General features: G+C 61.3%; 25 protein-coding genes and 1 tRNA gene. 21 read left to right on the forward strand and 5 right to left on the reverse strand.

Annotated features, from left to right (window positions below; genetic code table 11):
• Nucleotides 1–62: 62 nt before the first annotated feature.
• From A1D30_RS19435 to A1D30_RS19525, 19 genes are all read left to right on the forward strand, one after another.
• On the forward strand, nt 63–1655 hold the full coding sequence (locus A1D30_RS19435; RefSeq protein WP_063462379.1) for a glycerol-3-phosphate dehydrogenase/oxidase: 1593 nt from the start codon (nt 63–65) through the stop codon (nt 1653–1655).
• A gap of 195 nt (nt 1656–1850) precedes the next feature.
• Nucleotides 1851–2219, forward strand: a complete 369-nt coding sequence (gene rplN / locus A1D30_RS19440) for a 50S ribosomal protein L14 (RefSeq protein ID WP_007861702.1) — start codon at nt 1851–1853, stop codon at nt 2217–2219.
• 9 nt (nt 2220–2228) lie between these two features.
• A complete protein-coding gene (gene rplX, locus A1D30_RS19445) occupies nt 2229–2549 on the forward strand; it encodes a 50S ribosomal protein L24 (protein ID WP_063462380.1) in 321 nt (106 codons plus the stop codon).
• A gap of 9 nt (nt 2550–2558) precedes the next feature.
• The gene (gene rplE / locus A1D30_RS19450; RefSeq protein WP_063462381.1) at nt 2559–3098 is read left to right on the forward strand and encodes a 50S ribosomal protein L5; all 540 of its coding nucleotides are present in this window, start codon (nt 2559–2561) and stop codon (nt 3096–3098) included.
• A gap of 8 nt (nt 3099–3106) precedes the next feature.
• On the forward strand, nt 3107–3412 hold the full coding sequence (gene rpsN, locus A1D30_RS19455; RefSeq protein ID WP_007861712.1) for a 30S ribosomal protein S14: 306 nt from the start codon (nt 3107–3109) through the stop codon (nt 3410–3412).
• Nucleotides 3413–3432: 20 nt separating this feature from the next.
• Nucleotides 3433–3828, forward strand: coding sequence for a 30S ribosomal protein S8 (rpsH, locus tag A1D30_RS19460; protein ID WP_008906523.1), 396 nt, complete (start codon nt 3433–3435; stop codon nt 3826–3828).
• Nucleotides 3829–3853: 25 nt separating this feature from the next.
• On the forward strand, nt 3854–4387 hold the full coding sequence (gene rplF, locus A1D30_RS19465) for a 50S ribosomal protein L6 (RefSeq protein ID WP_063462382.1): 534 nt from the start codon (nt 3854–3856) through the stop codon (nt 4385–4387).
• An 11-nt stretch (nt 4388–4398) separates the two neighbouring features.
• Entirely contained in the window at nt 4399–4764 is a 366-nt protein-coding gene (gene rplR, locus A1D30_RS19470) for a 50S ribosomal protein L18 (RefSeq protein ID WP_005793639.1), read from the forward strand.
• Nucleotides 4765–4781: 17 nt separating this feature from the next.
• On the forward strand, nt 4782–5300 hold the full coding sequence (rpsE, locus tag A1D30_RS19475; protein ID WP_034711783.1) for a 30S ribosomal protein S5: 519 nt from the start codon (nt 4782–4784) through the stop codon (nt 5298–5300).
• 14 nt (nt 5301–5314) lie between these two features.
• Nucleotides 5315–5497, forward strand: coding sequence for a 50S ribosomal protein L30 (gene rpmD / locus A1D30_RS19480; protein ID WP_063462383.1), 183 nt, complete (start codon nt 5315–5317; stop codon nt 5495–5497).
• A gap of 10 nt (nt 5498–5507) precedes the next feature.
• Nucleotides 5508–5939, forward strand: a complete 432-nt coding sequence (gene rplO / locus A1D30_RS19485) for a 50S ribosomal protein L15 (protein WP_056420309.1) — start codon at nt 5508–5510, stop codon at nt 5937–5939.
• A gap of 24 nt (nt 5940–5963) precedes the next feature.
• Nucleotides 5964–7283, forward strand: coding sequence for a preprotein translocase subunit SecY (secY, locus tag A1D30_RS19490; protein ID WP_063462384.1), 1320 nt, complete (start codon nt 5964–5966; stop codon nt 7281–7283).
• Nucleotides 7284–7429: 146 nt separating this feature from the next.
• Nucleotides 7430–7543 carry a 50S ribosomal protein L36 gene (gene rpmJ / locus A1D30_RS19495; protein WP_005793651.1) on the forward strand — a complete coding sequence of 38 codons (114 nt, stop codon included), beginning with the start codon at nt 7430–7432 and terminating at the stop codon, nt 7541–7543.
• Between the two features lie 23 nt (nt 7544–7566).
• Nucleotides 7567–7932, forward strand: coding sequence for a 30S ribosomal protein S13 (gene rpsM / locus A1D30_RS19500; RefSeq protein WP_008906516.1), 366 nt, complete (start codon nt 7567–7569; stop codon nt 7930–7932).
• 16 nt (nt 7933–7948) lie between these two features.
• Nucleotides 7949–8353 carry a 30S ribosomal protein S11 gene (rpsK, locus tag A1D30_RS19505; RefSeq protein WP_005793662.1) on the forward strand — a complete coding sequence of 135 codons (405 nt, stop codon included), beginning with the start codon at nt 7949–7951 and terminating at the stop codon, nt 8351–8353.
• Nucleotides 8354–8445: 92 nt separating this feature from the next.
• A complete protein-coding gene (gene rpsD / locus A1D30_RS19510; RefSeq protein ID WP_026435318.1) occupies nt 8446–9069 on the forward strand; it encodes a 30S ribosomal protein S4 in 624 nt (207 codons plus the stop codon).
• 113 nt (nt 9070–9182) lie between these two features.
• Nucleotides 9183–10175, forward strand: coding sequence for a DNA-directed RNA polymerase subunit alpha (gene rpoA / locus A1D30_RS19515; RefSeq protein ID WP_005793666.1), 993 nt, complete (start codon nt 9183–9185; stop codon nt 10173–10175).
• A gap of 174 nt (nt 10176–10349) precedes the next feature.
• Entirely contained in the window at nt 10350–10742 is a 393-nt protein-coding gene (gene rplQ, locus A1D30_RS19520) for a 50S ribosomal protein L17 (protein ID WP_063462385.1), read from the forward strand.
• 22 nt (nt 10743–10764) lie between these two features.
• A tRNA-Met gene (locus A1D30_RS19525) sits at nt 10765–10841 on the forward strand.
• Between the two features lie 283 nt (nt 10842–11124).
• Here A1D30_RS19525 and nhaR read toward each other — a convergent pair.
• Entirely contained in the window at nt 11125–12021 is an 897-nt protein-coding gene (gene nhaR, locus A1D30_RS19530) for a transcriptional activator NhaR (protein ID WP_063462386.1), read from the reverse strand.
• Between the two features lie 171 nt (nt 12022–12192).
• Between nhaR and A1D30_RS19535 the strand changes: the two genes are divergently transcribed.
• Nucleotides 12193–12741, forward strand: coding sequence for an Rrf2 family transcriptional regulator (locus A1D30_RS19535; RefSeq protein WP_063462387.1), 549 nt, complete (start codon nt 12193–12195; stop codon nt 12739–12741).
• A gap of 36 nt (nt 12742–12777) precedes the next feature.
• Here the strand turns inward: A1D30_RS19535 and A1D30_RS19540 are convergent, their stop codons facing one another.
• The 4 genes from A1D30_RS19540 to A1D30_RS19555 form a co-directional block, all read right to left on the reverse strand.
• Entirely contained in the window at nt 12778–13371 is a 594-nt protein-coding gene (locus A1D30_RS19540) for a MarC family protein (RefSeq protein ID WP_063462388.1), read from the reverse strand.
• On the reverse strand, nt 13368–13781 hold the full coding sequence (locus tag A1D30_RS19545) for a VOC family protein (protein ID WP_063462389.1): 414 nt from the start codon (nt 13779–13781) through the stop codon (nt 13368–13370). Before A1D30_RS19545 ends, A1D30_RS19540 begins: the two co-directional genes overlap by 4 nt.
• A gap of 42 nt (nt 13782–13823) precedes the next feature.
• Nucleotides 13824–14195, reverse strand: a complete 372-nt coding sequence (locus A1D30_RS19550) for a TraR/DksA family transcriptional regulator (RefSeq protein WP_063462390.1) — start codon at nt 14193–14195, stop codon at nt 13824–13826.
• A 105-nt stretch (nt 14196–14300) separates the two neighbouring features.
• Nucleotides 14301–14948: a glutathione S-transferase gene (locus tag A1D30_RS19555; protein ID WP_063462391.1), complete on the reverse strand. Its 648-nt coding sequence runs from the start codon at nt 14946–14948 to the stop codon at nt 14301–14303.
• Between the two features lie 123 nt (nt 14949–15071).
• Here A1D30_RS19555 and A1D30_RS19560 point away from each other — a divergent pair, with 123 nt between their 5' ends.
• Complete coding sequence (locus tag A1D30_RS19560) at nt 15072–15440, forward strand: DUF2946 family protein (protein ID WP_063462392.1); 369 nt, start codon at nt 15072–15074, stop codon at nt 15438–15440.
• Nucleotides 15441–15510: the final 70 nt, after the last annotated feature.

Genomic DNA, 15510 nt, shown 5'->3' on the forward strand with positions numbered 1-15510 from the left:
GAAGTGTCAAGAAATCAAGGGTAAACCCTTAATTTTTGCTCCATCCATGGACAATCACCCCCATGACCACTGCCTCCGCCCCCCTTCCTACGCAACGCGCCGACCTGCTGGCCCGCCTGGCCCAGCCGCACCACTATGACCTCGCCGTGATCGGCGGGGGGGCGACGGGGTTGGGGGTGGCGCTGGATGCGGCGGCGCGCGGTTTCAGCGTGGTCCTGGTGGATTCGCACGACTTTGCCAAAGGGACCTCGTCCCGCGCCACCAAGCTGGTGCATGGCGGGGTTCGCTACCTGGCGCAGGGCAACATTGCCCTGGTGCGCGAGGCGCTGCATGAGCGCACGACCTTGCTGCACAACGCGCCCCATCTGGCGCAGCCGCTGCCGTTTGTGATGCCGTCGTACCGCTTCTGGGAGACGCCGTTCTATGGCATCGGGCTCATGATGTATGACGCCCTGGCCGGCAAGGCGGGGCTGGGCGCGACCCAGTTCCTCGGGCGTGCCCGTACCCTGGCATGCCTGCCGACGGCCCGTACCGAGGGGCTCAAGGGCGGCGTCAAATATTGGGACGGGCAGTTTGACGATGCCCGCCTGGCATTGGCTTTGGCGCGCACAGCAGCCAGCCTGGGCGCCCTGGTGGTCAACTACTGCCCCGCACGCGCATTGGTGCACGAGGCTGGCAAGGTGGCCGGTTTTGTGTGCGAAGACGCGGACAGTGGCCAGCAGTTCACGGTGCGCGCCCGCACGGTGGTGAACGCCACTGGCGTGTGGGTGGACTCCCTGCGCCAGATGGACGGCGAAGCCATTGGCCGCCCCGTCAAGCCCATTGTGGCGCCCAGCCAGGGCGTGCACATCGTGGTGGACCGCGAGTTCCTGCCCTCCGACCACGCCCTGATGGTGCCCAAGACGGCCGACGGCCGGGTGCTGTTTGCGGTGCCGTGGCTGGGCAAGCTCATTCTGGGCACCACCGACAGCCCGCGCCAGGACATCGTGCGCGAGCCGGAGCCGTTCCGGGAAGAAGTCCGTTTCATCCTGGAAGAATCTGCCCGCTACCTCACCCGCGCCCCCAAGGCGGAGGACATCCGCAGCATCTGGGTGGGGCTGCGCCCCCTGGTGAAGCCGCAGGACGACGACGGCGACAACACCAAGAAGATCAGCCGCGAGCACACGGTGCTGGCCAGCCGCAGCGGCCTGATCACCGTGACGGGGGGCAAATGGACCACCTACCGCGCCATGGCCGAGGATGTGTTGCAAAAATGCTTCGCCACGGGCCTGCTCCCCACAAAACCCGCCGGGGTGACCAACCAGCTGCCCCTGGTGGGCACCCCCCAGGCGCCTGTGCAGCACCGCATCAGCGATGCGCAGGGGCTGCATTCTTATGGCAGCGAGGCGGCCGCCGTCTTGGCGATCCCCGGAGCGCAGACGGTGCTGGGTGGTGGCCTGACCGAGGCGATGGTGCGTTTTGCCGCGCGGCATGAGTACGCCTGCACGGTGGAAGACGTGCTGGCACGCCGCTCCCGGCTGCTGTTCCTGGATGCGCGCCAGGCGATCCAGCTCGCGCCGGTGGTGGCAGGCATCCTGCGCGAGGAATTGGGCGGCGATCCCCAGCTGGAGGCCTTCCTGGCCTTGGCGCAGCAGTATCTGCACGTTCCTTTGTGATAGAGCGCTTGACTTCGCAAAAGTCCTTTGCAATAATCGAGGGCTTCGCGTTCAAAGCGTGAAGTTTCTGCCCAGCGGGAAGTGCTGCAAATGGTTTGCGGTGCGGACGACGGGCCCAAGACTGACTGGCTGATCTGCAGCCCTTGAGAGGTTCTCTGGGGCTGTTGTCTTCTGGTGCAAGTTGGGAATATTGAAATGATCCAGACAGAATCTCGGTTAGAGGTTGCCGACAATACCGGCGCCAAGTCCGTCCTTTGCATTAAGGTGCTGGGTGGCTCGAAGCGTCGCTATGCAAGCGTGGGCGACATCATCAAGGTGAGCATCAAAGAAGCCGCTCCACGTGGCCGCGTCAAAAAAGGCGAGGTTTACAGCGCAGTGGTGGTTCGCACGGCGAAGGGTATTCGTCGCGGCGACGGTTCGCTCGTCAAATTCGACGGCAACGCTGCAGTGTTGCTGAATGCAAAGTTGGAGCCCATCGGCACCCGCATCTTTGGACCCGTGACGCGTGAACTGCGTACCGAGAAGTTCATGAAGATCGTGTCCCTGGCTCCTGAAGTTCTCTAAGGACGCGCCATGAACAAGATTCGCAAGGGCGACGAAGTCATCGTGCTGACCGGCCGTGACAAAGGCAAGCGCGGCACTGTGTCGCTGCGCAAAGATGACGCCCACCTCGTCATCGACGGCATCAACCTCGTCAAGAAGCACGCCAAGCCAAACCCCATGAAGGGTACGACCGGCGGCATCATTGAAAAGGCAATGCCGATTCACCAGTCCAACGTGGCCATCTTCAATGCCGCTACTGGCAAGGCTGATCGCGTGGGCATCAAGGTGCAGGCTGACGGTTCGCGCGTTCGCGTGTTCAAGTCCAGCGGCGCTGAAATCAAGGCGGCCTAAGGGGTAAACATGGCACGACTGCAAGACATTTACCGCGACAAAGTCGCCCCCGAGCTGACCAAGCAGTTCGGTTACACCTCGCCCATGCAGGTTCCACGTCTGACCAAGATCACCCTCAACATGGGTGTGAGCGAAGCCGTGTCGGACAAGAAGGTGATGGACAACGCCGTGGCCGACCTGACCAAGATTGCTGGTCAGAAGCCCGTGGTGACCAAGGCCAAGAAGGCTATCGCCGGTTTCAAGATCCGCGAAGGCCAGGCCATCGGTTGCATGGTCACGCTGCGTGGCGTGCAGATGTATGAGTTCCTGGACCGTTTCGTGACCGTGGCCCTGCCCCGCGTCCGTGACTTCCGTGGTATCTCTGGCCGCGCCTTTGACGGCCGTGGCAACTACAACATCGGCGTCAAAGAACAGATCATCTTCCCTGAAATTGAGTACGACAAGGTTGACGCCCTGCGCGGTCTCAATATCAGCATCACCACGACGGCCAAGTCCGACGAAGAAGCCAAGGCGCTTCTCGCTGGTTTCCGTTTCCCGTTCAAGAACTGAGGCGAAGCATGGCTAAAGTAGCTTTGATCCAGCGCGAACTGAAGCGCGAAAAACTGGCAGCCAAGTACGCAACGAAGTATGCGGAACTGAAGGCAATCGCTGGCGACGCCAAGCGCAGCGACGAAGAGCGTGATGCAGCCCGCCTGGGCCTGCAGAAGCTCCCCCGCAATGCCAACCCCACGCGTCAGCGCAACCGTTGCGAAATCACCGGTCGTCCACGTGGCACCTTCCGTCAATTCGGTCTGGCTCGCGCCAAGATCCGCGAACTGGCTTTTGCAGGCGACATCCCCGGTGTCACCAAGGCCAGCTGGTAAGCAGGCAGGAGAGATTAAACATGAGCATGAGTGATCCCATCGCTGACTTGCTGACCCGCATCCGTAATGCACAGATGGTCGCCAAGGCCACGGTTCTGGTGCCTTCTTCCAAAGTGAAGATCGCCATCGCCCAAGTGCTGAAGGACGAAGGTTATATCGACGGCTTCCAGGTGAAAACCGAAGCTGGCAAGTCGGAACTCGAAATTGCCCTGAAGTACTACGCAGGCCGTCCCGTGATTGAGCGCATCGAGCGCGTCAGCCGCCCTGGTCTGCGTGTCTACAAAGGCCGTGATTCCATTCCACAAGTCATGAACGGTCTGGGTGTGGCAATTGTCACGACGCCCAAGGGCGTGATGACTGACCGCAAGGCGCGCGCTACCGGTGTCGGTGGCGAAGTGCTCTGCTACGTGGCCTAACCCGCGGCATTGAGGAGAAACTGAAATGTCCCGAGTAGGAAAAATGCCCGTGACCATCCCCGCAGGTGTGGATGTGTCCGTGAAAGATGACCAGATCTCTGTGAAGGGTTCTGGCGGCGCCCTGTCGCTCGCACAAAACGTGCTGGTGAAGGTGTCGAGCAACGACGGCAAGCTCAGCTTCGAGCCCGTCAATGACTCCCGCGAAGCCAATGCCATGAGCGGCACGATTCGCCAGTTGGTCAACAACATGGTGGTCGGCGTTAGCAAGGGCTTTGAGAAGAAGCTGAGCCTGGTGGGCGTGGGCTACAAGGCCGCCGCTTCCGGTTCCAAGCTGAACCTGGCTGTTGGTTATTCGCATCCGGTCAACATCGAAATGCCCGCTGGCATCACGGTGGCTACCCCGACCCCCACGGAAGTGGTGATCAAGGGTGCTGACCGTCAACGCGTCGGTCAAATCGCTGCTGAGATCCGTGCTGTTCGTCCTCCCGAGCCTTACAAGGGCAAGGGCATCCGTTATGCGGACGAAAAGATCACGATCAAAGAGACCAAGAAGAAATAAGGAGCTGCAACATGTTGACCAAGAAAGAGCAGCGTCTTCGTCGTTCGCGTCAGACCCGCATCCGCATTGCACAGCAAGGCGTGGCGCGTCTCACCGTGAACCGTACGAACCTCCATATCTACGCCAGTGTGATTTCCGGCGACGGCAGCAAGGTGCTGGCCAGCGCTTCCACGGCCGAAGCCGATGTGCGCAAGTCGCTCGGCGGTTCGGGCAAGGGTGGCAATGCCGCTGCAGCCCAGATCATCGGCAAGCGCATCGCTGAAAAGGCGAAGGCAGCAGGCGTCGAGAAGGTTGCATTTGATCGCGCAGGCTTTGCCTACCACGGTCGCGTCAAGGCCCTGGCCGACGCAGCCCGTGAAGCCGGCCTGCAGTTCTAAGCGGAGCGGAATACAAAATGGCTAAATTTCAACCCAAAGTGCAGAGCGAAGGTCAAGACGACGGTCTGCGCGAAAAAATGATCGCGGTTAACCGCGTGACCAAAGTCGTGAAGGGTGGCCGTATTCTCGGTTTCGCCGCACTGACGGTGGTTGGCGACGGTGACGGCCGCGTTGGCATGGGCAAGGGCAAGTCCAAGGAAGTGCCTGCTGCCGTGCAGAAGGCGATGGAAGAAGCCCGTCGCAACATGGTCAAGGTGTCCCTGAAGAACGGCACCATCCACCACAACGTGACGGGCCACCATGGCGCCGCTGTTGTGATGATGGCTCCCGCCCCCAAGGGTACCGGTATCATCGCTGGCGGTCCTATGCGCGCAGTCTTCGAAGTGCTGGGTGTGACCGACATCGTGGCCAAGAGCCATGGCTCGTCCAATCCGTACAACATGGTTCGCGCCACGTTTGATGCGCTCGTCAATTCGACCACTCCGTCGAATGTTGCTGCCAAGCGCGGCAAGACGGTCGAAGACATCTTCGCCTGAACCGGAGTTTGAATATGACTACGCAACAAACCGTCAAGATTCAACTGGTGCGCAGCCCAATTGGCACCAAGGAATCGCACCGCGCCACCGTTCGTGGCCTGGGCCTGCGCAAGCTCAACAGCGTGAGCGAACTGCAGGACACGCCCGAAGTGCGCGGCATGATTAACAAGATCAGCTACCTGGTCAAAATCGTCTGAGAGATAGATCATGGAACTCAATAGCATCAAGCCCGCAGACGGCGCCAAGCATGCCAAGCGCCGTGTAGGCCGTGGTATCGGCTCCGGCCTGGGCAAGACCGCTGGCCGTGGTCACAAGGGTCAGAAGTCCCGCTCCGGTGGTTACCACAAGGTGGGTTTCGAAGGCGGTCAAATGCCTCTGCAACGTCGCTTGCCCAAGCGCGGCTTCAAGTCGCACCTGCTCAAGTTCAATGCAGAAGTGACGCTGACGGCGCTGGACCAACTCGGCCTGGCCGAAGTGGATGTCCTGGCGCTCAAGCAAGCCGGTCTGATCGGCGAGCTGGCCAAGGTGGTCAAGGTGATCAAGAGCGGTTCCCTCACCAAGGCTGTCAAGCTGAACGGTGTGGGCGCCACGGCAGGTGCCAAGGCAGCCATCGAAGCTGCTGGCGGCAGCGTCGCCTGAGTCTGACGCTGAAGGAAGGCACCTGTGGCTACTAGCGCGGCTCAAATTGCAAAGACCGGCAAGTTCGGCGACCTGCGTCGTCGTCTGGTTTTTCTGTTGCTTGCGCTGGTCGTGTATCGCATCGGGGCTCATATCCCTGTGCCCGGTATCGATCCAGCCCAGCTTCAGCAGCTTTTCAGCGGCCAACAAGGCGGCATCCTGAACCTGTTCAACATGTTCTCGGGTGGTGCCCTGTCGCGCTTCACGGTTTTCGCTCTGGGGATCATGCCGTACATCTCGGCATCGATCATCATGCAGTTGATGACCTATGTGTTGCCCGCGTTTGAGCAGCTGAAAAAAGAAGGTGAAGCCGGTCGTCGAAAGATCACGCAGTACACCCGTTACGGAACCCTGGGCCTTGCCCTGTTCCAGTCGCTGGGTATTGCTGTGGCGCTCGAAAGCTCGGCCGGCTTGGTGTTGAGCCCTGGTTTTGGTTTCCGTCTGACGGCTGTGGTGAGTTTGACCGCCGGTACGATGTTCTTGATGTGGCTGGGTGAGCAAATCACTGAGCGGGGTCTGGGAAATGGTATTTCCATTCTCATCTTTGCTGGCATCGCTGCGGGTTTGCCGAGTTCGATCGGTGGGCTGCTGGAACTGGTGCGTACAGGTGCGATGAGCATCCTGGCTGCCATCTTCATCGTCCTCGTGGTTGGTCTGGTGACCTACTTCGTGGTGTTCGTTGAACGTGGCCAGCGCAAGATTTTGGTGAACTATGCCCGTCGTCAGGTGGGGAACAAGGTGTACGGTGGTCAATCGTCGCACTTGCCTCTCAAGCTGAACATGGCAGGTGTGATTCCTCCGATCTTTGCCTCGTCGATCATCCTGTTGCCTGCAACGGTGGTGAACTGGTTCAGTGCTGGTGAGTCGATGCGTTGGTTGAAGGACATTTCTGGTGCGCTGACTCCTGGTCAGCCCATCTATGTAATGTTCTATGCCGCAGCGATCATCTTCTTCTGTTTCTTTTACACGGCGCTGGTTTTCAACAGCCGTGAAACTGCAGACAACCTGAAGAAGAGTGGCGCGTTCATCCCGGGTATCCGCCCAGGTGAGCAGACCGCACGCTACATCGATAAAATCCTGGTCCGCCTAACTTTGGCCGGTGCTGTGTACATCACCTTCGTGTGTTTGCTGCCAGAGTTTCTGATCTTGAAGTACAACGTTCCGTTTTACTTCGGTGGAACATCACTGCTGATCATCGTGGTCGTGACCATGGACTTCATGGCCCAGGTTCAGAACTACATGATGTCGCAACAGTACGAATCGCTGCTCAAGAAAGCCAATTTCAAGGGCAATCCCGGCGGTTGAGGATGACGGAAAGCGGTAGCCGCATGGCGGTGCCGCTTGCAAACGACAAAATGTCGATTAAGTTGGCGCCCCACGATTTTTCGCGGGCACAAATTGTGTTCCGTGCGAAGCAGCCGGGACGGATGGAAAAGTTTTAGGAGAATGCAATGAGAGTTTCGGCTTCGGTCAAAAAAATCTGCCGCAACTGCAAGATCATCCGCCGCAAGGGTGTGGTGCGTGTGATCTGCACGGATCTGCGTCACAAGCAGCGCCAAGGTTGATTGGAAAGTATTAGAGGACGCATATGGCACGTATCGCTGGCATTAACATTCCGCCGCACAAGCACGCGGAAATCGGTTTGACCGCCATTTTTGGCATTGGTCGCACCCGCGCTCGCAAGATCTGCGAAGCAACTGGTATCGCTTACTCCAAGAAGATCAAGGATCTGACGGACGGCGATCTGGAAAAAATTCGCGAGCAAATCGAGCAGTTCACCATTGAAGGTGACCTGCGCCGCGAAACCACGATGAACATCAAGCGTTTGATGGACATCGGCTGCTATCGTGGCTTCCGCCATCGCCGCGGTCTGCCAATGCGTGGTCAGCGCACCCGTACCAATGCACGCACTCGCAAGGGTCCGCGCAAGGGTGCTGCTGCACTGAAGAAATAAAGATTGAAAGATCATCATGGCTAAGTCTCCTGCCAATAACGCAGCTCAGCGCGTTCGCAAGAAGGTCCGGAAGAACGTTTCGGACGGCATTGCCCACGTGCACGCCTCGTTCAACAACACCATCATCACGATCACCGATCGCCAGGGCAATGCCCTGTCGTGGGCTTCGTCCGGTGGCCAAGGTTTCAAGGGCTCGCGCAAGTCCACTCCTTTCGCAGCCCAAGTGGCTTCGGAAGTCGCAGGTCGCGCTGCCATCGACCAAGGCATCAAGAACCTTGACGTCGAAATCAAGGGTCCTGGTCCTGGCCGTGAATCCTCGGTGCGCGCTCTGGGCGCACTGGGCATTCGCATCACGTCGATCTCCGACGTGACGCCTGTGCCCCACAACGGCTGCCGCCCTCAAAAGCGCCGTCGTATCTAATTTCTCTCTAAGCCCACCGCCGCCTGTGAACGCGCAAGCGCCTCAGGCGGCTCCCGCAATGGTTTGCGGTAGATGACACAAAGGAAGCTCAAGTGGCACGTTACCTCGGCCCCAAGGCCAAACTCTCCCGCCGTGAAGGCACGGACCTGTTCCTGAAGAGCGCACGCCGCTCGATCGCCGACAAGTCCAAGTTCGATTCCAAGCCAGGTCAACACGGCCGTACCTCCGGTGCGCGCACGTCCGACTACGGCCTGCAACTGCGCGAGAAGCAGAAGGTCAAGCGCATGTACGGCGTGCTGGAGAAGCAGTTCCGCCGCTACTTCGAAGCCGCTGACGGCAAGAAGGGCAACACTGGCGCCAACCTGCTGTTCCTCTTGGAATCGCGTCTGGACAACGTCGTGTATCGCATGGGTTTCGGCTCGACCCGCGCTGAAGCGCGTCAGCTGGTGTCCCACAAGGCTATCACCGTGAACGGCAAGTCCGTGAACATCGCGTCTTACCTGGTCAAGGCCGGTGATGTGGTGGCTGTGCGCGAAAAGTCCAAGAAGCAAGCCCGCGTTGTGGAAGCGCTGCAACTGGCAGCCCAAGTCGGCATGCCTGCATGGGTGGAAGTGAACGCCGACAAGGCCGAAGGCATCTTCAAGAAGACGCCGGACCGTGATGAATTCGGTGCCGACATCAACGAATCGCTGATCGTTGAGTTGTACTCGCGCTAATCGGTCGAGTCAGTCAATCAAGAAAACCGTCCCTGAACCGCGAGGCATCGCGGTTTAGGCGCTTCACCAGCCTTACCGGTGTAACGAGCTGGGGGTATTGAGAGGAAGTCTGAATGCAAACCAATTTGCTGAAACCCAAGGCGATCAATGTCGAGCAGCTTGGCCACAACCGTGCCAAGGTCGCACTGGAGCCGTTCGAGCGTGGTTACGGCCACACGCTGGGCAACGCCATCCGGCGCGTCCTGCTCTCGTCCATGGTGGGTTACGCAGCGACGGAAGTCACCATTGCAGGCGTTCTGCATGAGTACTCGTCGATCGACGGTGTCCAGGAAGATGTGGTCAACATCCTTCTGAACCTCAAGGGTGTGGTGTTCAAGCTGCACAACCGCGACGAAGTCACGCTGAGCCTGCGCAAGGACGGCGAAGGCGTGGTGACGGCCCGTGATATCCAGACCCCTCACGATGTCGAAATCGTGAACCCTGATCACGTGATCGCCAACCTGTCTGCTGGCGGCAAGCTGGACATGCAGATCAAGGTCGAAAAGGGCCGTGGCTACGTGCCGGGCAACCTGCGCCGCTATGCCGACGAATCGACCAAGTCGATTGGCCGCATCGTGCTGGACGCATCGTTCTCCCCTGTGAAGCGCGTGAGCTACACCGTGGAAAGCGCCCGCGTGGAACAGCGCACCGACCTGGACAAGCTGGTCGTCGAGATCGAAACCAACGGTGCAATCACCGCTGAAGATGCTGTACGTGCATCGGCCAAGATCCTGGTGGAACAACTGGCCGTGTTTGCGCAGCTGGAAGGTGGCGAGCTGGCTGCGTTCGACGCACCTGCAGGCCCACGCGGCAATGCCACGTTCGATCCGATCCTGCTGCGTCCGGTGGACGAGCTGGAACTGACCGTGCGTTCTGCTAACTGCCTGAAGGCCGAGAACATCTACTACATCGGTGACCTGATCCAGCGTACCGAGAACGAGCTGCTCAAGACGCCTAACCTGGGCCGCAAGTCGCTCAACGAAATCAAGGAAGTGCTTGCCTCGCGTGGCCTCACGCTGGGCATGAAGCTCGAGAACTGGCCACCAGCTGGCCTGGACAAGCGCTAAGCTGCCGCCTTATAATCGCAGGCTTCCCAAAAAACGGGGAGCGCGGTTTCCAAGTCCTCCGCAAGGGGGACTTTTCGTTCCCCGGATGGATGCTTCCGAAAGGGGAACAGTGCCTCGGACAGTACCTGACACGGCTGCCCGATTTAATTACATAGACAGTAGAAGGAAAGCACCATGCGCCACGGACACGGCCTCCGCAAACTCAACCGCACCAGCTCGCACCGCCTCGCGATGCTGCAGAACATGATGAACTCGCTCATCGAGCACGAGGCCATCAAGACCACCGTCCCCAAGGCCAAGGAACTGCGCCGCGTGATCGAGCCCATGATCACCCTGGCCAAGGAAGACTCCGTTGCCAACCGCCGCCTGGCCTTCAACCGCCTGCGCGACCGCGACAGCGTGACCAAGCTGTTCAACGACCTGGGCCCCCGTTTCAAGGTGCGTCCCGGTGGTTACACCCGCATTCTGAAGATGGGTTTCCGCGTGGGTGACAACGCGCCCATGGCGCTGGTCGAATTGGTCGATCGTGCTGCAGAAACCGAAAATAATTCGGCAGCTGCCGAATAATAGGGTATAATTTATTTCTTACCGCGCGATGGAGCAGTCTGGTAGCTCGTTGGGCTCATAACCCAAAGGTCGGAGGTTCAAATCCTTCTCGCGCAACCAAATACAGCGGTATCCGCTTAGCAAAACGCCCACTCTTTAGTGGGCGTTTTTGTTTTTGCCGCTGGCATCTCGGGTGAGGCTGCTTCTCTTGGGCCTTGTGCTCACACCCTGGGCCCGTTGCAGCGCATGTGTCCCCATCTGCTTCGGGGTGACTTCGAGGGATGCAAGGCTGGATGCGCGGCCTGACCGTACCCAGTCCGCCCATCCATGCCACGTTCTTCTGGGGGCTCCATCCGGAGACGTATTGATCGTCCGCTCAGCGGAAAAGGCTGAAACGTCCCCTTCAGCGGGCGAAAAGATCGGCCTTGGCAGCCTTGGTGATCGCAACAACGCAGGGATGCGTGATCCGCCGTTCGACGGAAATTGCGAAAAACTCTTCCACCAGCTCGGTGGATCGGCCTATCACTTCCACGCCGAACTGGGCAGTGGTCTCCTCGTCCAGCACCGTGGGTGACGTGAAAATGCCCCGGCCCTGGCGGCCAAACGCGTTCATGAGCGCGCTGTCGTCGAATTCGCCGACCAGGCGGGGCTGCAGGTGGTGTTTGTTAAGCCAATGGTCCAGTTGCTGCCGCACCGACGACATGGGCCCCTGGATCAGCATGGGGGCACCGTGCAGGCACTGCGGAAACGGCCCTTCCAGCTGGGCGCGCAGGCTGGGCGCGCACAAAAAACTCATGCCGCTGGTGCCCAGCGGGTGGTTGAAGGCTTTCACGCCAATCTTCTTGGACACCGGCTCGTCTGCCAGCACCAGGTCGAGCTTGTGCAGGCTCAGCTGCGCGATCAGCTCGGGAAACTTGCCTTCGTGGCAGGTCATGTGCACCCGCTGCGGCATGCCCAAAGCGGGCTCCAGCAGATGGTAGGCCACCGACTTGGCAATCGAATCGGCCACCCCCACACGGAACTCCAGCGGTTTTTCCTGGCCGCGCGACAGGCGGATGGACTTCTCCAGCTCATCCCCCAGCGCAAAGATCTGCTCGGCATAGCCCAGGGCCACCCGGCCTTCGCTGGTCAGTTCCAGGCCCCGACCCCGCTTTCTGAACAGGTCGTGGCCCAGCCACTCCTCCAGCTGCTTGATCTGCCCGGACAGAGTCTGGGGGGTGGTGTGCAGCTGCTCGCCGGCGCGCATCACACCGCCTGCCTTGGCCACGGTCCAGAAATAGCGCAGGTGCTTGAAGTTCATAGTGAGAATGGGTGAAACACTTCGAAAAAAGCGAGCAATAAAACTCAATAAAACGAATATACGCGAAGTGTCAAAATCTCTACATTGCAGGCTTGGCCCTTGTCCGTGGCGCGTTGCGCCCGGGAAGGAACTGTCAGCGTTCATAAGAACCTGTTCTGAGGAGTAGCAACCATGCGTATCACTACCAGAGGACAACTTGCCGTGTCGGCCATGACCGACCTTGCCCTGCGCCAGAAAATGCGGCCGGTGGCCCTGTCCACCATCAGTGCACGCCAGGGCACGTCCCTTTCTTACCTTGAGCAGCTGTTCAGCGCCCTGCGCCGTGCCGGGCTGGTGGACAGCACGCGCGGGCCCGGTGGCGGCTACACGCTGGCGCGCCGGGCGGACCAGGTGTCGGTGGCCGAGATCATTCTGGCGGTCGAGAACCTCAAGGCCGACGACCTGCAGAACCTGGGCGCGGGCCAGGCCGCACAGGTGAAGTCCATGACCGGCGAACTGTGGTCCACCTTCAACCTGCGCGTGATGGAGTACCTGCAGTCGGTGACCTTGCAGGACCTGGTGGCCCAGCAGCTCGAAAAAGGGGGCGCGCTGGAAGACGCCGCGCCCGCTGTGGCCGCCAAGCCCAAACTCACGCCCAAGCCGCGCCCCCTGATGGCCCGGGTGGGTGTGCCCAACTCGGTGTTCGCGCTGGGCTCCATGCCCCTGCTGCAGCGGCGCTGAACCGGGCCCGGGGCGGTGCGCCCCGCTGGTTGTGGGCTACAACTGGTGTGCGAGCTGCTTGATGCCCCGGATCAACATCTCCACCGAGATGGCGACCAGGATCAGCCCCATCAGGCGCTCAAACGCCATCACCACGCGCTCGCCCACCAGGCGCTGGATGCGTTCGGCCATCAGCAGCACGATGGCGCACACCGCCATGGTCACGCACAGAGCGCCCACCCATTCGAGCTTGCGCTCGGGCGCCTGGGCGACCAGCAGCATCACCGTGGCCAGGGCCGACGGGCCCGCGAGCGCCGGGATGGCCAGTGGCACGATGAGCGGTTCACCGGGCAGTTCGGTCTGCGGGCCCGCAGCGGGCGGGAAGATCATGCGCAGCGCGATCAGGAACAGCACCACCGCGCCGGCAATCTGCAGCGACAAATCGCTCAGGTTCATCACCCGCAGAAACTCCGCCCCGAAGAACAGAAACACCAGCAGCAGTGCAAACGCGATCAGCACCTCGCGCAGGATCACCCGCGCCCGCCGCTCGGGCGCCACGCCACGCAGCGCATTGGCAAAGATGGGGATGTTGCCCAGCGGATCGGTGATCAGCAGCAGCAAGATGGTGGCCGACGCGAACGTGTAGCTCATGTGGCGTACACCGCGTCCAGCGAACGGAAGCCCTTGATTTCGATCGGGTTGCCGCTGGGGTCGTGGAAGAACATCGTCCACTGCTCGCCCGGCTGGCCTTCAAAACGCACCTGCGGCTCCAGCACAAAGGCCGTGCCTGCCGCTTTCAGGCGCGCCGCCAGCGCATGCCAGTCGGGCAGCTCCAGGATGGCGCCGAAGTGGGGCATGGGTACCAGGTGGTCGCCCACATGGCCGGTGCGGGCACTGGCAAACGGGGTGCCCAGGTGCAGCGAAATCTGGTGGCCGAAGAAGTCGAAGTCCACCCAGGTGTTGGTGCTCCGGCCCTCCTGGCAGCCCAGCACGCCGCCATAGAAGCGGCGGGCGGCATCGAGATCGGTGACGTGGAAGGCGAGGTGAAAGAGGCTGCGCATCCTGCAAAGGATAGCAGCCGGTGCACTGCTTCGGGAGGGCGTTCAGGCCGCCCGCCGGTGCTGCTCGGCCTTCTCCTGGCAGTGCACGCAGCGCGCCGCCTCGGGGGTGGCGTGCAGGCGGGCGGCGGTGATGTGGGTGCCGCAGTCCGTGCACTCGCCGTAGGTGCCCGCCTCGATGCGGGCCAGGGCTGCCTCCACGGCGGCCAGGTGGGCGGTTTCGTGCTCGTCCAGCGCGAACGCCAGTTCACGTTCGGTGGCCAGCTGGGCGCGCGGGTCTTCGGGCTGGCCAAAATGCGCGGCAGCGGCTTCGGCCCGGCCGATCGTGCCACCGCGCTGTGCGGCCAGCTGGGCCAACAACTCGGATTGCTGGGCCCGCAATTGTTGGAGGAACGGGGCGGCCTGGGTCTTGTCCATGCGGGGTCTCCTCAAGGGTGATCGGATGCCTGCATGGTGCGCCTGTGCGCGACGACCTGGGTTGACCAAGGTCAAGGGATGAATACCCTGCGCTGGGGGGCGGGTTCAGCGCTTGGGCGGCCGCGCCAGCATCTCCGCCGTGTTGGTCTTGCGGTCCGCGTTCACGCGCTGCACATGGGGACGTTCGGCCATGCGGGTCAGGTATTCGCGCACGGGCAGGTCGGCCAGGTAGTCGCGGCCATAGACGATCTTGGTGGCCGAGGCCACCAGCGGCAGGTGCACGATGGCGGCGCAGTCGGCCAGCGAGAAGCTGTCCCCACCGACATAGGGGCCGAACTTGGCGAGCTGGCCGAAGGCTGCAATGTTCTTGGTGAGCTGCGCGCCCACCTTTTCCTTGGCACTGTCGCTCACGGTGCCGCCAAAAAAGGCCTGGGGGTACAGGTTGCGCGCCACCAGCTCCAGGTGCAGCTCCAAAAAGGTGATCAGCTCGCGCACCTTGGCGGCCTGGTAGGGGTCGGCGGGGATCAGTGGGTGCGCGGGGTGGGCGGCCTCGATGTAGTCGGCGATCACTGCCGATTCGCACAGCGGGCCCTGGGGCGTGCGCAGGTAGGGCACCTTGCCCAGCGGGCTGGCGCTGCGGTCTACCTCGCCCACCCAGGCCAGTTCCTCGGTGAACGGCAGGCCTTTTTCAAGCAGGGCCAGCTTGACCTTGTTGTAGTAGTTGCTGGCTGAAAAGCCGCAGAGTGTCAGCATGGGGGGGTCTCCGTTGTAGTGGTGAATGCAGCGCACATCCTAGGTGTGGGCGCGGGCGCCGTCCGTCGCGCAGATGACGCCGATCAAGGTCCGGTGGGTGGTGCCGCCTACAATCGGGCCCTCATGCGCGTCTCCCTGCAAACCCTCCGCAGCCTTCGCTGGCTCGCCCGCCTCGTGCTGGCGTGGTTTGTGGTGTCCATGGGTGTGGCCGTGGCATCGCCGCTGGTCAACCCGCAGGCCATGGAGCTGATCTGCTCGGGCTCGGGCGCGATCAAGCTGCTGGTCAAGACCGACGACGGTGTGCAGGAAATGCAGAGCCACACGCTCGACTGCCCCCTGTGCGCGCATGTGGGCGCACCGCCGCCCGCCGCGCAGGCCCCGCTGCCGGTGGTCCATCCTCTGGCGCATGCCCTGCGCCCTATCCCCGCCGCGCACATTGCTGCGCGCACTGCCGCGCCGCTGCCGCCGCGCGGGCCCCCAGCTCTCTCCTGATTTTGCTATCTGTTTGATAGCTGTTTGCGCTTGTCCATCGCGCGCAGACGGCCTATTTGGCTTGAAATTC

The organism is Acidovorax sp. GW101-3H11 (genome assembly GCF_001633105.1).
Classification (GTDB): Bacteria; Pseudomonadota; Gammaproteobacteria; order Burkholderiales; family Burkholderiaceae_C; genus Acidovorax.

Excerpts from the sequence above, each read along its gene's own strand:
- rpmD (WP_063462383.1), top strand. The coding sequence starts at position 5,315 with ATGACTACGCAACAAACCGTCAAGATTCAACTGGTGCGCAGCCCAATT.
- rplO (WP_056420309.1), top strand. The coding sequence starts at position 5,508 with ATGGAACTCAATAGCATCAAGCCCGCAGACGGCGCCAAGCATGCCAAG.
- rpsK (WP_005793662.1), top strand. The coding sequence starts at position 7,949 with ATGGCTAAGTCTCCTGCCAATAACGCAGCTCAGCGCGTTCGCAAGAAG.
- A1D30_RS19545 (WP_063462389.1), bottom strand. The coding sequence starts at position 13,781 with ATGCGCAGCCTCTTTCACCTCGCCTTCCACGTCACCGATCTCGATGCC.
- rplR (WP_005793639.1), top strand. The coding sequence starts at position 4,399 with ATGTTGACCAAGAAAGAGCAGCGTCTTCGTCGTTCGCGTCAGACCCGC.
- rpsH (WP_008906523.1), top strand. The coding sequence starts at position 3,433 with ATGAGCATGAGTGATCCCATCGCTGACTTGCTGACCCGCATCCGTAAT.
- rplE (WP_063462381.1), top strand. The coding sequence starts at position 2,559 with ATGGCACGACTGCAAGACATTTACCGCGACAAAGTCGCCCCCGAGCTG.
- rpmJ (WP_005793651.1), top strand. The coding sequence starts at position 7,430 with ATGAGAGTTTCGGCTTCGGTCAAAAAAATCTGCCGCAACTGCAAGATC.
- A1D30_RS19535 (WP_063462387.1), top strand. The coding sequence starts at position 12,193 with ATGCGTATCACTACCAGAGGACAACTTGCCGTGTCGGCCATGACCGAC.
- rpoA (WP_005793666.1), top strand. The coding sequence starts at position 9,183 with ATGCAAACCAATTTGCTGAAACCCAAGGCGATCAATGTCGAGCAGCTT.
- A1D30_RS19560 (WP_063462392.1), top strand. The coding sequence starts at position 15,072 with ATGCGCGTCTCCCTGCAAACCCTCCGCAGCCTTCGCTGGCTCGCCCGC.
- A1D30_RS19540 (WP_063462388.1), bottom strand. The coding sequence starts at position 13,371 with ATGAGCTACACGTTCGCGTCGGCCACCATCTTGCTGCTGCTGATCACC.
- nhaR (WP_063462386.1), bottom strand. The coding sequence starts at position 12,021 with ATGAACTTCAAGCACCTGCGCTATTTCTGGACCGTGGCCAAGGCAGGC.
- rpsN (WP_007861712.1), top strand. The coding sequence starts at position 3,107 with ATGGCTAAAGTAGCTTTGATCCAGCGCGAACTGAAGCGCGAAAAACTG.
- rplQ (WP_063462385.1), top strand. The coding sequence starts at position 10,350 with ATGCGCCACGGACACGGCCTCCGCAAACTCAACCGCACCAGCTCGCAC.
- rpsE (WP_034711783.1), top strand. The coding sequence starts at position 4,782 with ATGGCTAAATTTCAACCCAAAGTGCAGAGCGAAGGTCAAGACGACGGT.
- rplF (WP_063462382.1), top strand. The coding sequence starts at position 3,854 with ATGTCCCGAGTAGGAAAAATGCCCGTGACCATCCCCGCAGGTGTGGAT.
- A1D30_RS19435 (WP_063462379.1), top strand. The coding sequence starts at position 63 with ATGACCACTGCCTCCGCCCCCCTTCCTACGCAACGCGCCGACCTGCTG.
- A1D30_RS19555 (WP_063462391.1), bottom strand. The coding sequence starts at position 14,948 with ATGCTGACACTCTGCGGCTTTTCAGCCAGCAACTACTACAACAAGGTC.
- rpsM (WP_008906516.1), top strand. The coding sequence starts at position 7,567 with ATGGCACGTATCGCTGGCATTAACATTCCGCCGCACAAGCACGCGGAA.
- rplX (WP_063462380.1), top strand. The coding sequence starts at position 2,229 with ATGAACAAGATTCGCAAGGGCGACGAAGTCATCGTGCTGACCGGCCGT.
- rplN (WP_007861702.1), top strand. The coding sequence starts at position 1,851 with ATGATCCAGACAGAATCTCGGTTAGAGGTTGCCGACAATACCGGCGCC.
- A1D30_RS19550 (WP_063462390.1), bottom strand. The coding sequence starts at position 14,195 with ATGGACAAGACCCAGGCCGCCCCGTTCCTCCAACAATTGCGGGCCCAG.